General features: G+C 59.2%; 12 protein-coding genes. 3 read left to right on the forward strand and 9 right to left on the reverse strand.

All coding sequences use genetic code 11. From position 1 onward, the window contains the following. The 6 genes from Q8Q83_RS04915 to Q8Q83_RS04940 all read right to left on the reverse strand — a co-directional run. Window positions 1–911, reverse strand: a 911-nt coding sequence (locus Q8Q83_RS04915) for a pilus assembly protein N-terminal domain-containing protein (protein ID WP_305621639.1), incomplete at its 3' end; no start/stop codon positions are given. Between the two features lie 167 nt (window positions 912–1,078). Next, window positions 1,079–1,885: a Flp pilus assembly protein CpaB gene (cpaB, locus tag Q8Q83_RS04920; protein ID WP_305621640.1), complete on the reverse strand. Its 807-nt coding sequence runs from the start codon at window positions 1,883–1,885 to the stop codon at window positions 1,079–1,081. Window positions 1,886–1,902: 17 nt separating this feature from the next. Beyond that, on the reverse strand, window positions 1,903–3,228 hold the full coding sequence (locus Q8Q83_RS04925; RefSeq protein WP_305621642.1) for an AAA family ATPase: 1,326 nt from the start codon (window positions 3,226–3,228) through the stop codon (window positions 1,903–1,905). Between the two features lie 2 nt (window positions 3,229–3,230). Next, window positions 3,231–3,749, reverse strand: a complete 519-nt coding sequence (locus Q8Q83_RS04930) for a prepilin peptidase (protein WP_305621644.1) — start codon at window positions 3,747–3,749, stop codon at window positions 3,231–3,233. Window positions 3,750–3,806: 57 nt separating this feature from the next. Next, a complete protein-coding gene (locus tag Q8Q83_RS04935) occupies window positions 3,807–3,989 on the reverse strand; it encodes a Flp family type IVb pilin (protein ID WP_305621646.1) in 183 nt (60 codons plus the stop codon). Between the two features lie 252 nt (window positions 3,990–4,241). Further along, window positions 4,242–4,424 (reverse strand): Flp family type IVb pilin, encoded by a 183-nt coding sequence (locus tag Q8Q83_RS04940; RefSeq protein ID WP_305621648.1) that lies wholly within the window; start codon window positions 4,422–4,424, stop codon window positions 4,242–4,244. A 586-nt stretch (window positions 4,425–5,010) separates the two neighbouring features. On the opposite strand from Q8Q83_RS04940, the gene Q8Q83_RS04945 reads away from it, so the two are divergent. The 3 genes from Q8Q83_RS04945 to Q8Q83_RS04955 all read left to right on the forward strand — a co-directional run bounded on the left by Q8Q83_RS04945 (window position 5,011) and on the right by Q8Q83_RS04955 (window position 7,465). After that, window positions 5,011–5,961 (forward strand): response regulator transcription factor, encoded by a 951-nt coding sequence (locus tag Q8Q83_RS04945; RefSeq protein WP_305621650.1) that lies wholly within the window; start codon window positions 5,011–5,013, stop codon window positions 5,959–5,961. A 168-nt stretch (window positions 5,962–6,129) separates the two neighbouring features. Continuing rightward, the gene (locus tag Q8Q83_RS04950; protein WP_305621652.1) at window positions 6,130–6,750 is read left to right on the forward strand and encodes an isoprenylcysteine carboxylmethyltransferase family protein; all 621 of its coding nucleotides are present in this window, start codon (window positions 6,130–6,132) and stop codon (window positions 6,748–6,750) included. A 406-nt stretch (window positions 6,751–7,156) separates the two neighbouring features. Further along, window positions 7,157–7,465 carry a TRL-like family protein gene (locus Q8Q83_RS04955; protein ID WP_305621654.1) on the forward strand — a complete coding sequence of 103 codons (309 nt, stop codon included), beginning with the start codon at window positions 7,157–7,159 and terminating at the stop codon, window positions 7,463–7,465. A 49-nt stretch (window positions 7,466–7,514) separates the two neighbouring features. Here Q8Q83_RS04955 and ligA read toward each other — a convergent pair whose 3' ends face one another. The 3 genes from ligA to Q8Q83_RS04970 all read right to left on the reverse strand — a co-directional run. After that, window positions 7,515–9,899 (reverse strand): NAD-dependent DNA ligase LigA, encoded by a 2,385-nt coding sequence (gene ligA / locus Q8Q83_RS04960; protein WP_305621656.1) that lies wholly within the window; start codon window positions 9,897–9,899, stop codon window positions 7,515–7,517. A gap of 60 nt (window positions 9,900–9,959) precedes the next feature. Continuing rightward, complete coding sequence (zipA, locus tag Q8Q83_RS04965; RefSeq protein WP_305621657.1) at window positions 9,960–10,784, reverse strand: cell division protein ZipA; 825 nt, start codon at window positions 10,782–10,784, stop codon at window positions 9,960–9,962. Window positions 10,785–10,965: 181 nt separating this feature from the next. Continuing rightward, window positions 10,966–11,801, reverse strand: an 836-nt coding sequence (locus tag Q8Q83_RS04970; protein WP_371132363.1) for a chromosome segregation SMC family protein, incomplete at its 5' end; no start/stop codon positions are given.

Raw genomic sequence — 11,801 nt, forward strand, 5'->3', positions numbered from 1 at the left:
AACTCGGCCTCCTGCCCGGTGAGGGTGGTCAGGGTCGGCTCCGCTAGCACCTTGGCCGAGCCATTGTCCTTGGCGGCGTCCAGCACCACGTTGAACAGGAAGTGATCCGAGACGAACTGGGCCAGCATGCCCTTGCCATCACCGATCAAGGAGGCTGGGTGCAGAACACCGCCTGCGGGGGTCACGCCCAGCCCCTGGCCATTGTTGAAGCTACCCAGGGACCAGCGGCTGGAAGAGAGATCCAGGGCGTTGAAGCGCATACCCAGGCGTTTGACAAGATTGCGCTGCATCTCCGCCACCTTGACCTCCAACATCACCTGCTGGCTGCCACCGACAGTCATCAGGTTGATCACATCCAGCGACTTAGTCGGTGTCGATACCGCTGCTTCACCCTCCCCCTGCACCACGCTGGCGGTCTGCGCGGTATAGGTCTTGGCCAGCTTGATCGCGGTGTCCATGGCCGTGGCGCTAGTCACCTGACCACGCAGCACCAGGGCGCCTTGGGCGCTGTAAACGGCGATCTGCTCATTGGGCAACAGTTCGTGCAACTTGGCCTTGAGGCCGCCAAGGTCGTGCACCACCTCGAGATCGAGGCTGTCGATCAGGCGGTTGCTGTTGTCCCACAGCAGCACGTTGGTACTGCCAAGCGAGCGCCCCAGCAGATACAACTGGGTCGGGCTGGTGATCAGAATATCGGCGATTTCCGGGTTGCCCACGGAAACCTTCTTCACCGGTGCCCGGGTAGTGAGTACCCGCGACTTGTAGATTGGCACCTGGATACTGCTGACATTGGCCGCCGGCATGGCGCTCACTGCCGGCACCGGCTGCGCAGCCTGCGCTACGCCGACCAAGAGCAAACCTATTCCTAACAGATGCAGCGTGTACGTCCCGAGTCTTTGGATGATCTCCATGCCCTACTCCTTGCTTGGTATGCTGTTTTGCCTGCTTGCAGCTTAGCCAGCTATTGCACTCTTGCTGGGAGAGAGGTCGGCCGTAGGGCGTACTCGCCGAAGGCAGTCCGCCATGGACTGGCAATACGCGAATCGATGGCGAACTGTCGCTACGCGCCGAGCCTGCCCTACAACTGAACTTTCGCCACCTCGACCTCGGTCCCACGGATGATGGTGACCCCACCACCCTCACGCCGGCGTACCACCGGCTTGGTCGCTTGAGGAGCCGGCGCCGGTTTTTCCACCATAGCTATCGGTGCTTCCGCCAGCGGCTTTTTTTGGTTATCCAGCGGGTTGCGCAGGGCCAGTTGCAGCCGTCCCTCGCTTTGCGCCTTGACCAGGATCTCCGCCTCTTCGCCCGTCATCTCCAGGGTCACCGCACGCACCACCACCGGTTGGGTCTTGTCGGTGCTCGCGGTCTGATCCACGGCCAGCACCCGCAGGTCCTCAAGGATGGTTTCCGCCTCAGCGTTGCTATTGCTGCCGCCGGTCTGCTTGGTGGCCAGCACATCAACCCGATTGCCCGGCAGCAGGAAGCCGCCCACACCGACCACATCGTCCACCCGTACCGAGATGGCGCGCTTGTCCCGCTCGATCAACGAGGCCAGGGTGCTGCCGCCGAGGTGCTCGGCCAGGCGCGCCCCACGCACTATGTCGCCGCGCAACATGGCGAAGGTGGCGATCTTGCCCAGCACCTTGTCGGTGGCATCGAAGGCATCGTCCGGCACAGTGTCCTTGGGCATACGCACCAGGGTGACGTGTTGGGCCTCGACCATCTGGCCGAAGGGAATCTCCAGCGTGGCCACCACCACGTTCTGCAGGTTGTCGTCCGGGCTGGCGTTGAGTCGTGCGCTCAGCCAGTTGTTGGCAAGAAGGGCGGCACCCAACCCCAGGATTAGCGAAAGGCCGATCAACATAAGCGTGCGTGAGTTCATGACGGTGTCTCCCTGGTTCAACTGGCGTCGAGGCTGACGAAGTAGTTACGCCAGGCCCAGATCAGTGTCTGTGGTGAAAGGGCTTGCGAGTCGTCTGCCCCCAGGTAGCGTTGACGATCCAGCGCCATGCCCAATAGGTCGCGCGGGTGACAGGGCAATAGCGGCATCTTCTCCGGGCGGTGCAGGCGCTCGATGACGTACTCCACCAACTCGAGGTCGTAGGGGATGCCCAGTTTCTCGCACTCCTGCTGCCAGATACGCTCGTACTCATCCGCTTGCAGGTGGTCGAAGTGCAGCTTGTAGCCGATACGCCGGAGGAAGGCCTCATCGGCCAGCTCCAGCGGATTGAGGTTAGTCGAGAAAACCAACACCAGGTCGAAGGGTATTTCGCAGTGCCGGCCGCCGCCCAGATTGAGGAAGTCCTTCTTCTCCTCCATCGGTACTATCCAGCGGTTGAACAGGTCCACCGGTGCCACCCGCTGCCGCCCCAGGTCGTCGATGATGAAAATGCCATTGCTGGCCTTGAGCTGCAGGGGTGCCTGGTACTGGCGGGTATAGGGGTCGAAGCGGATATCCAGCATATCCAGGGTCAGCTCGCCGCCGGTGATGATGATGGGGCGTCGGCACTGCACCAGACGGCGGTCGACGCCTTCGTCCAGGCGCAGGTTGCGCTGCTTGACCTCAGCCAGCAGCGGCTTGTGCACCTGGGGATCGAAGATTTCCACCACCGATTCGTTAATGGCGATGGCATGGGGTATCCACACCGCCTCATGGAACAGGCGGATCAGCCGTTGGCTGATATAGGTCTTGCCGGTGCCCGCCGGTCCGTAAATCATGATGGCCCGGCCTGAGTTCATGGCGGGGCCGAGCTGATCGAGCAGCTCTTCATGCAACACGACACCGGCGAAGGCCTCGCGCATGGCCTGGGCGTCGATCCGGCACTGGTGCACCGTTTGCGCCTTCAATAATTGCCGGTAACGCTCCACCGGGTAAGGCGCCGGGCCTATATAGCCGCTGCGCAGCAGGGCATCCTTGGCCGTATTGCGCCCCCGCTCGGTCAGTCCATAGCGCAGGCCCTGCCCGCCAGCCTGGCCGAGCACCTCGATACGTCCGTCCTTGCGCAGAAAAGCCAGCAGCTCTTCCAGCACCGAACCGGTCAGCGCCAGGCGCGCCACCAACTGCGACATATCCAGCACCCCTGCGTCATGCAGGTGCTTGCAGAGCAGATCGCCCAGCAGGTTTTCCGCCAGCCCGGTTTCCTCGACGCTGCGCGGCTGTGGCGCCAGGCGCTGCACCGCATCGCGGTCATCCTGGTAGACACTTACATCGTTCGCCACATACATGGTCAACCTCCCGGACTACCAGAAACCACTGCGCACAGTGTTCCAAGCAGAATGGCTATGGCATAAGGAAAGGGCTTGCCGGCCACCTCATCCGCTGCCGGCACCAGATAGACCCTAGCCCTTAATATCAGCCAGTAGCGCTCCAGCGTCTGCCTGATTTGGCCGTGGACCAGCACGATCAGAAAGCCGCACAGGCTGCCTGCGATCAGGCTGTAAAGCGCCGCCCACAGTGCGTCATAAGGGGTGAGAAAAGCACCGACCATGGCCATCAGTTTGACATCACCTGCAGCCATGCCACCCAAGAGATACAGGGGAAGAAAAACGGCGAAACCGATCAGGATGCCTAACGCACCACTGCCCAGCCCATTGATCCCGCCGGTATAAGCCTGGCTGACCAAGCCCAAGGCCAGCCCCAGCAGAATCAGGAAGTTGGGAATGCGGTGGTGACGCAGATCGCTCACCACCGAAATCCCCAAGAGCCCAAATAGCAGGACAATCGAAGACATCTCTTCAAAAGCCATTGCAGCGTGCTCCTGAACAGCCCCTCTCATGTGGCGGAAGTGCCACCGCTGCCATTCTTACCCCCCGATTGCCGCTGTTATCCCTGTGATTACTACGCCAACTTGTACCCCTAGCGCCTGAAAGGCCGCTACTACAGCAGCCGCAATTAAACTGCCCGCTACGGCATATTCCACGGTCGTTAAACCTTCCTCGTCCTTGATGAACTTCAGCATCGAAAGCTTGATTGCGTGAAAAGTCATTTCGCTCACCTCACTCGAGTATTCCAATCGGAGAAGACGCTGTTCCGTCCTGCGGGCCCGTCTGCATAAGACGGGCAGGGTAAACTCAAGGCCAGCCCCAGCAGTATCAGGAAGTTGGGAATGCAGTGGTGGTTTAGATCGCTCACCACCGAAATCCCAAGCGCCCAAGCAGCAGGACAATCGAAGAAACCCCTTCAAAAGCCAATGCAGCGTGTTCCTGAACAGTCAAACTTGTGCCGCCAATTGCCACCCTTACCCCCCGATTGCCGTTGTTATCCCTGTGATTACTACGCCAACTTGTACCCCTAGCGCCCGAAAGGCCGCGACTACAGCAACCGCAATTAAACTACCGGCCACGGCATATTCCACTGTCGTCAAACCATCCTCGTCTTCGATGAACTTCAGCACCGAAGTCTTAATCGCTTGCAGAGTCATTTCGTCCACCTCACTCGAAAATTCCTACCGGGAAAGGCGTCGCTATTTGCTCCGCCTAACACGAACCCTAGTCACCAGCCAAAAGATCGGTTAGGAGTTTTTTGCACATCACTGGCATTTTTTTGCAGCTCTTGGCGTACAGGGCGGAAGAATTCGCGAAACGCCGCATACCCCGCATTTTCTGGTGCGTTGCCCTGCGGACGAACGACACCCTACGCAGCCCCGACCTGTAGGGGGCGTTTGCGCAGGGCCGTAGATGGGTTGTAGCGATACCCCCTGCTGCCGGATCAGACGCATGCGATTGAATCGCGGCGTTCTCGCCGTGCCTAGAAGGCCCTACCTCAGGGCGCAGCCTTTGCCCTCTATTCGCAGGCATTCGCGCATTTTGGCCGACATTGATCGCGACACTATGGACCCGTGGCCATACAGTCATCTTTGAGCAAGAACAGTTAAATCACTTCGCGCTAAGGGTTATGACAATTCGATCTTGGCATCGATGGCATTCTGCCTTTAAGAATCAGGCAGGAGATTGCAGTTGATGCTTGGATAAACGCACTAGAACCTCCTGTTGCACGTAATGGTGAATATGGATACGCACGTTGTAACCGCTCCGCGGCTGCTGTGGTTCGACCTTACGCACGATCAATCCGCCAAGGACTACACAGTTGCATTCTCGGACGCTTGCCGGATCAACCTGGCAAGCGAGTTGAGTGTTGCCGGAATGAACGCACACCAGCGCCCGGACATGATCTGCATGCATTACGACCGCCCGGACACCTTGAGCCTCAACCTGCTGATAGAACTCAAGCGTGCCGCGCCGTCCATCCCGATCACCATGCTGACGATGCAGCACTCGGAGGAGCTGGCAGTCTGGGCCTTCCGCTCCGGGGTATGGGATTACTTGGTGCTACCGCTGCTGCAATCCGAACGAAAGCGCTATCTGCAGGCCCTGCGGGAACTCTGCCAGTTACGCAGCAGCCCGCACAGGTCGGAAAAGAAACAACCGCTGTCACGCACCACCGCCTTACCGGAAAGCGTGCGCCTCACCGCGTGTTATCAGAGGCAACAACCCCTGCAAGGCGCAATCCACTATATCGAACAGCATTTCCAGGAACATATCGACCAGAAAGAGATGGCCGAGCGCTGTGGCATGACACCTTTCCGCTTTAGCCGGCTGTTCAAGCAGACCTACGGGATTGGCTTCCTCGAATTCGTCCTGCGCAAGCGCATGGAGAAAGCCGAGGAGCTTCTGTGCAACAGCCAGATGCCGGTCACAAGCATCGCCTATGCAGTAGGGTTCCAGGAACCCTCCTATTTCGCTCGAGCCTTCAAGCAGCATTTCGGCTGTTGCCCCAGCGACTATCGGCGAGGGGGCCGTACCACGCCTCACCCGGCATCAGCTCAACAAGCGACGAGTCTCTCGACCCAACGGAGCAGTACTTATGACAGTGAGCCCGAACAGCGACTGCCGCCCAGCATTCGCTCCGTTGCCCTGCAGGTTGGTGAGCCTGAGGCGGCTTGTTCAGACCGCCCTTAGCAGGTTCGTGTTATGCACCTGAGCCCACTATTAAAAGTGCCAGTCTGTAGCAGACCGGCACAATTGAATCAAAACGCTAACTGGTAGTGCGTTGAAATGTTACTTGTGCACTTCGATAACAAACGTGCAAGGAATTCAACCTAACCATCGATCAGAGAGCATGCCGATATGATTTCATTACCAGAAGTACTGCAGTCGAGGCGAACCAACTTTTACAGCGGAGTTATTCTTGCAATAACTTGGGGAGTCTTCGCCTATGCGCACTTGATGCAATTTCAGAAGACACACGAATGGGCGATGCTCTTATTTTGCTTCTCTGAAACGCTGACAGCGGTCTTGTATATCTTCCGCAGCGACCCAAAGACTATTTCAGTCATTCCCCTCGATTGGTTGGTGGCGATTGGCGGGACCTTCGCTCCACTGTTCTTTCGCCCAGCTTCCTGGGGAATACTTCCCTTGGCAAGCGTTGCGATCCTTGCAGGCGCGAGCATTCAGTTATTGAGTCTAATTTCCCTCAATCGCAGTTTTGCGCTCGTTGCGGCAAAGCGGGAAATCAAGACAGCCTGGATGTATCGTATCGTGCGCCACCCGATCTATGCTAGTTACTGCCTGTCATTTTCCGGATACGTGCTGACAAATACGACGCTTGCAAATGTGGTTATCTACGCGCTGACGATGGGATTTCTTTGCACACGGATATTTCGGGAAGAAAAGCATCTTTCACTTGACCCCCAGTATCGTGAATACATGCTTGACGTGCGTTATCGGCTTATTCCCTTCATATTCTAGTAATGACGATGGGCAATACGCAAAGCAAGCCTGAATTCATAGAATATTGAAACGAGAGGCAGAGAGCCAGCTACCGATCCTGAATGCCCAACGATGCTGCGCTCCGATTTCTTTCTGGAACCAGTCGCCATGATGCGCCCCAACGCCAAAGTCGAAAAAGCGCAAGACTCGTAGCCTCTTTGCGGGCTGAAAATCATTGAGCGCAATAAAAATCCCCGCCACTCGGCGAGACTGTTACCCAATGCATCAAGCCCGAAAAAGCCAGACCCAAATGTCATAAAGTTGAAACAGGTAGAAGAAATAGCAGCCTAGGTTGCGGTTGATGGAGCGCTGCTTTAGTTTGCGCCGGCGCTTTGCCTGGATTGGCGAGGCTTCTTATGGATAAGCCCTAAAAGGAATGCATTACATGTTGAAGAAAATTGCTCTGACTGCTGGCCTGGTTACTCTGCTGAGCGGTTGCGCCACCGGCCTGTCGCCAGTTGGTGTCGGCCTGATCACCGACGTCAAAGGCCCAATCACTGCAACTACCGCACAAGGCAGCAAGACTGGTACTTCTTGCGCCACCACCATCATTGGCCTGATCAACAAAGGCGACGCTTCGATCGAAGCAGCCAAGGCCAACGGCAACATCTCCACTGTTGCCAGCGCTGACTACCACACCAAAGGCTTCTACCCGTTCTTCGGCGAAACCTGCGTTAGCGTAAGCGGTAGCTAAGTTACCAGGCTGATCCCGGGCCCGCCCGGGATCGACTGACCGCCCTACCCTACAGGCCATACCCTGCCAAAGCGGCGAGAAACTGCGCCTCATCCAGCACCCGCACCCCCAGCTCACTGGCCTTGCCCAGTTTTGAGCCGGCCCCCGGCCCCGCTACCACGCAGCTGGTCTTGGCCGATACCGAACCGGCCACCTTGGCGCCCAGGCTTTCCAGCTTGTCCTTTGCCTGATCACGACTCATGACTTCCAGGCTGCCAGTCAGCACCCAGGTTTGTCCGGCCAGCGGCAGGCCTGCCACGGTCTTTTTCTCGCTGTGCCAGTGCATGCCGAACTCACGCAATTGCGCCTCGATAGCCTGCGCCGCAGCGACATTGGCCTGCTCCACAAAGAACTCGCGCAGCGCCTGCTTGGCCTTTTCGTTAAGCCCCTTCATCACGCTGAGTTCCAGCCAATCTCGACTGAGAGCGATCAAGCCATCCAGGCTGCCGACTTTCTCGGCCAGGTTCTTCGCTCCGGTGCTGGCGATACCGGCGATATTCAACTTGCCGATAAACCCGGCCAGGCTCGCGCAGGCGGCGAATTCGGCATGCAACTCGCCCTCTTCCTGCAAGACCAGGCCGCGCTGTAGCAACTGGCTGATCACCTGGCGGTTATGCCCATCCTCGAAGAAGCTGTGAATCTCGTGGGCGACTTCCAGCCCCACATCCGGCAGGTAGGTCAGCACCTGCGGCACGGCCTGCTCGATGCGCGTGAGCGAGCCCAGGGCGCGCGCCAGCAGCTTGGCGGTCTCCTCGCCGACATCGGGGATGCCCAGGGCATAGATAAAGCGCGCCAGGCTCGGCTGGCGGCTGGCGGCGATGGCGGCCAGCAGATTGTTGCTCGACAGTTCGGCAAACCCCTCCAGGCCGACTATCTGCTCGAATTGAAGGGTGTAGAGATCGGCCGGCGAACCGACCAAGCCCTCATCAACCAGTTGCTCGACGCTTTTCTCGCCCAGCCCTTCGATATCCATGGCACGGCGCGAGACGAAGTGGATGATCGCCTGTTTAAGCTGCGCCGCGCAGGCCAGACGACCGACGCAGCGGTAGATGGAACCCTCGCTGAAGGACTCCTTGCCCTTGCTGCGTTTGACCAACTGGGTGCGCTCGACGTGGGAGCCACAGACCGGGCAGCTTTCAGGGATAGCTACCGCGCGAGCGTGCGCAGGGCGCCGCTCGGTCACCACCTGCACCACCTGCGGGATCACATCGCCGGCGCGGCGGATAATCACCACGTCGCCGATCATCAACCCCAGGCGCGCCACTTCGTCCATATTGTGCAGGGTGGCGTTGGCCACGGTGACGCCCGCCACCTTGACCGGCTTCAGCCGCGCCACCGGGGTGACGGCGCCGGTACGACCGACCTGGAACTCGACATCCAGCAGCTCGGTCAGCTCCTCCATGGCCGGGAACTTATGGGCGATGGCCCAACGCGGCTCGCGGGCACGAAAGCCCAGCTCACGCTGATAGGCCAGGTTGTTGACCTTGAACACCACCCCATCGATCTCATAGGCCAGCGCCTCGCGCTTCTCGCCTATGGCGCGGTAGTAGGCCAGGCACTCGTCGGCGCCCTTGGCCAGCTTCAGCTCGCGACTGATCGGCATGCCCCAGGCCTTCACGGCTTGCAGAATGCCGATATGGCTATCCGGCAACTCGCCCTGCACCTGGCCGATGCCGTAGCAGCAAAACTCCAGCGGCCGGCTGGCGGTGATCTTCGAATCCAGTTGGCGCAGGCTGCCGGCGGCGGCATTGCGCGGGTTGGCAAAGGTCTTGCCACCGCTTTCCAGCTGGCGGGCATTCAGCGCGGCGAAACCGGCCTTGGACATAAAGACCTCGCCACGCACTTCCAGTACGGCCGGCCAGCCGCTGCCCTGCAGCTTGAGCGGCACATTGCGGATGGTGCGCACATTGACGCTGATATCCTCACCGGTGCTGCCGTCGCCTCGGGTGGCGCCGCGCACCAGCAGGCCATCGCGGTACAGCAGGCTGACCGCCAGTCCATCGAGCTTGGGCTCGCAGCTGTACTCCACCTCGGCAGCACCGCCAAACAGATCGCCAACCGGCAGGTCCAGGCCTTCGCGCACGCGGCGGTCGAAGTCCTGCAGGTCGCCTTCCTCGAAGGCGTTGCCCAGGCTAAGCATGGGTACCTCGTGCTTGACTTCGCCGAACGCACTGAGGGCCTGACCGCCGACTCGCTGGGTAGGCGAGTCGGGGGTGATCAGCTGCGGATACTCACCTTCCAGCGCCTTGAGTTGCTGGAACAGGCGATCGTACTCGGCGTCCGGAATACTCGGCTCGTCCAGTACGTAATAGCGGTAGTTATGCCCATCCAGCTCGGCGCGTAGTTCAAGGATGCGCTCGGCGGCACTCTTTGTGGTTGTGGCGGCGTCGGTCATTGCAGTGTTCTCTCAAACGAAAAGAGCAGCCTGGGCTGCTCTTTCTCTTTATCGGTGAATTCAGCGCTTATTGGTCAACTGCTTGCGCTCATATTCAACGATGCGTTGACGATAATGCTCGATGGTCTGCGCGGTCATGACGCTGCGCTGGTCATCTTTCAGTTCGCCGTTCAGCTCATGGGCCAACTTGCGCGCCGCGGCCACCATCACATCGAACGCCTGTTTGGGATGGCGCGGGCCTGGCAGACCAAGGAAAAAACTCACCGCGCGGGTACTGAAGCCTTCGATATCGTCCAGATCGAAGGTGCCCGGTTTGAGCGCGTTGGCCATGGAGAACAGCACTTCGCCATTGCCGGCCATGCTCTCGTGACGATGGAAGATATCCATCTCACCGAAACGCAGGCCACTTTCCAGGATGTTCTGCAACAGCGCCGGGCCTTGAAAACCCTCGCCGTCACGGGCGATCACGTTGATCACCAGCACCTCTTCAACCGGTGGCAATTCTTTGCTGCTCGGCGCCACTTTGCTGAGCGGCTCTACAGCGCCTTTATCGACCGGGTTGAGCAGGGTCGGCACCGGCTCCTCCACTCCCAGATTCAGGTCACCTTGCTGCGGCTCGCTGCCACGGCGGCGATTCAACTCGCGGGCGCTCATGGCCGGCAGATCCTCTTCATCCAGCGAGGGCTCGTGGCTACGATCTATCACGCGCGGCGGGCTGAGTAGGTCCGGATCGCTGCCATCATCAAGTACATGGGCAAAACTGCGGTCAAGTTTGAACTTGAGCTTGCCCTTGCCGCCGCGCATACGCCGCCAACCATCGAAGAGGATGCCCGCGATCACTATGATGCCGATGACGATCAGCCACTCGCGTAGACCGAATTCCATGAAATACCCTAACCCCTAATAAAATTTGATGAACTAAAGGGCATCCTGCCCGCTTCGTTAATTCTGTAACGTGGCGCCAAGCCCATGTTCTGTCAGGCCTTTCCCAGACTAAATGGCCACGCTTAATAACAATGCGCGTTAAGCTAGCACGACGAAAGGCAACTTTACACAGTCACTCGCATCATGATTCGACCATTGCCAGTGCCTCTTCCACATCTACCGCCACCAAACGCGAACAACCCGGCTCATGCATGGTGACCCCCATCAACTGATCGGCCATCTCCATGGCGATCTTGTTGTGGGTGATATAGATAAACTGCACCGTTTCCGACATTTCCTTGACCAGGCGCGCATAGCGACCAACGTTGGCGTCATCCAGCGGCGCGTCCACCTCATCGAGCATGCAGAAGGGTGCCGGATTGAGCTTGAAGATGGCGAACACCAGGGCCAGAGCCGTTAGCGCCTTCTCGCCACCGGAAAGCAGGTGAATGGTGCTGTTCTTCTTGCCCGGCGGGCGCGCCATGATGGTCACGCCGGTATCCAGCAGGTCTTCGCCGGTCAGTTCCAGGTAGGCATTGCCGCCGCCGAACACCTTGGGGAACAGCGCCTGCAAGCCGCCGTTGATCTGGTCGAAGGTCTCCTTGAAGCGGTTGCGCGTCTCTTTGTCGATCTTGCGGATGACATTTTCCAGGGTGTCCAGGGCCTCCACCAGGTCGGCGTTCTGTGCATCCAGGTAACGTTTGCGCTCGGCTTGCTGCTGGTATTCGTCGATGGCCGCCAGGTTGATCGGGCCGAGACGCTGGATACGCGCAGCCAGGCGCTCGAGTTCTTCTTCCCAGGCTTTTTCGCTGGCCTCGCCCGGCAAGCTGGCGAGCACGCCGTGCAGGTCGTAATTGTCCTCCAGCAGCTGATCCTGCAGCGCCTTGCGCCGTACCGTCAGGGATTGCCAATCCATGCGCTGTTGTTCCAGTTGCCCGCGCAGTAGCTGGGATTGCTGTTCGGCCTGGGTGCGGCGCT

The sequence above is a fragment of the Pseudomonas sp. genome (assembly GCF_030696055.1).
Classification (GTDB): Bacteria; Pseudomonadota; Gammaproteobacteria; order Pseudomonadales; family Pseudomonadaceae; genus Aquipseudomonas.

Coding starts and splice junctions, on each gene's coding strand:
- Q8Q83_RS04940 (WP_305621648.1), bottom strand. CDS start 4,424: ATGACTCTGCAAGCGATTAAGACTTCGGTGCTGAAGTTCATCGAAGAC.
- Q8Q83_RS04925 (WP_305621642.1), bottom strand. CDS start 3,228: ATGTATGTGGCGAACGATGTAAGTGTCTACCAGGATGACCGCGATGCG.
- Q8Q83_RS04945 (WP_305621650.1), top strand. CDS start 5,011: ATGGATACGCACGTTGTAACCGCTCCGCGGCTGCTGTGGTTCGACCTT.
- Q8Q83_RS04950 (WP_305621652.1), top strand. CDS start 6,130: ATGATTTCATTACCAGAAGTACTGCAGTCGAGGCGAACCAACTTTTAC.
- Q8Q83_RS04930 (WP_305621644.1), bottom strand. CDS start 3,749: ATGGCTTTTGAAGAGATGTCTTCGATTGTCCTGCTATTTGGGCTCTTG.
- Q8Q83_RS04935 (WP_305621646.1), bottom strand. CDS start 3,989: ATGACTTTTCACGCAATCAAGCTTTCGATGCTGAAGTTCATCAAGGAC.
- Q8Q83_RS04955 (WP_305621654.1), top strand. CDS start 7,157: ATGTTGAAGAAAATTGCTCTGACTGCTGGCCTGGTTACTCTGCTGAGC.
- cpaB (WP_305621640.1), bottom strand. CDS start 1,885: ATGAACTCACGCACGCTTATGTTGATCGGCCTTTCGCTAATCCTGGGG.
- ligA (WP_305621656.1), bottom strand. CDS start 9,899: ATGACCGACGCCGCCACAACCACAAAGAGTGCCGCCGAGCGCATCCTT.
- zipA (WP_305621657.1), bottom strand. CDS start 10,784: ATGGAATTCGGTCTACGCGAGTGGCTGATCGTCATCGGCATCATAGTG.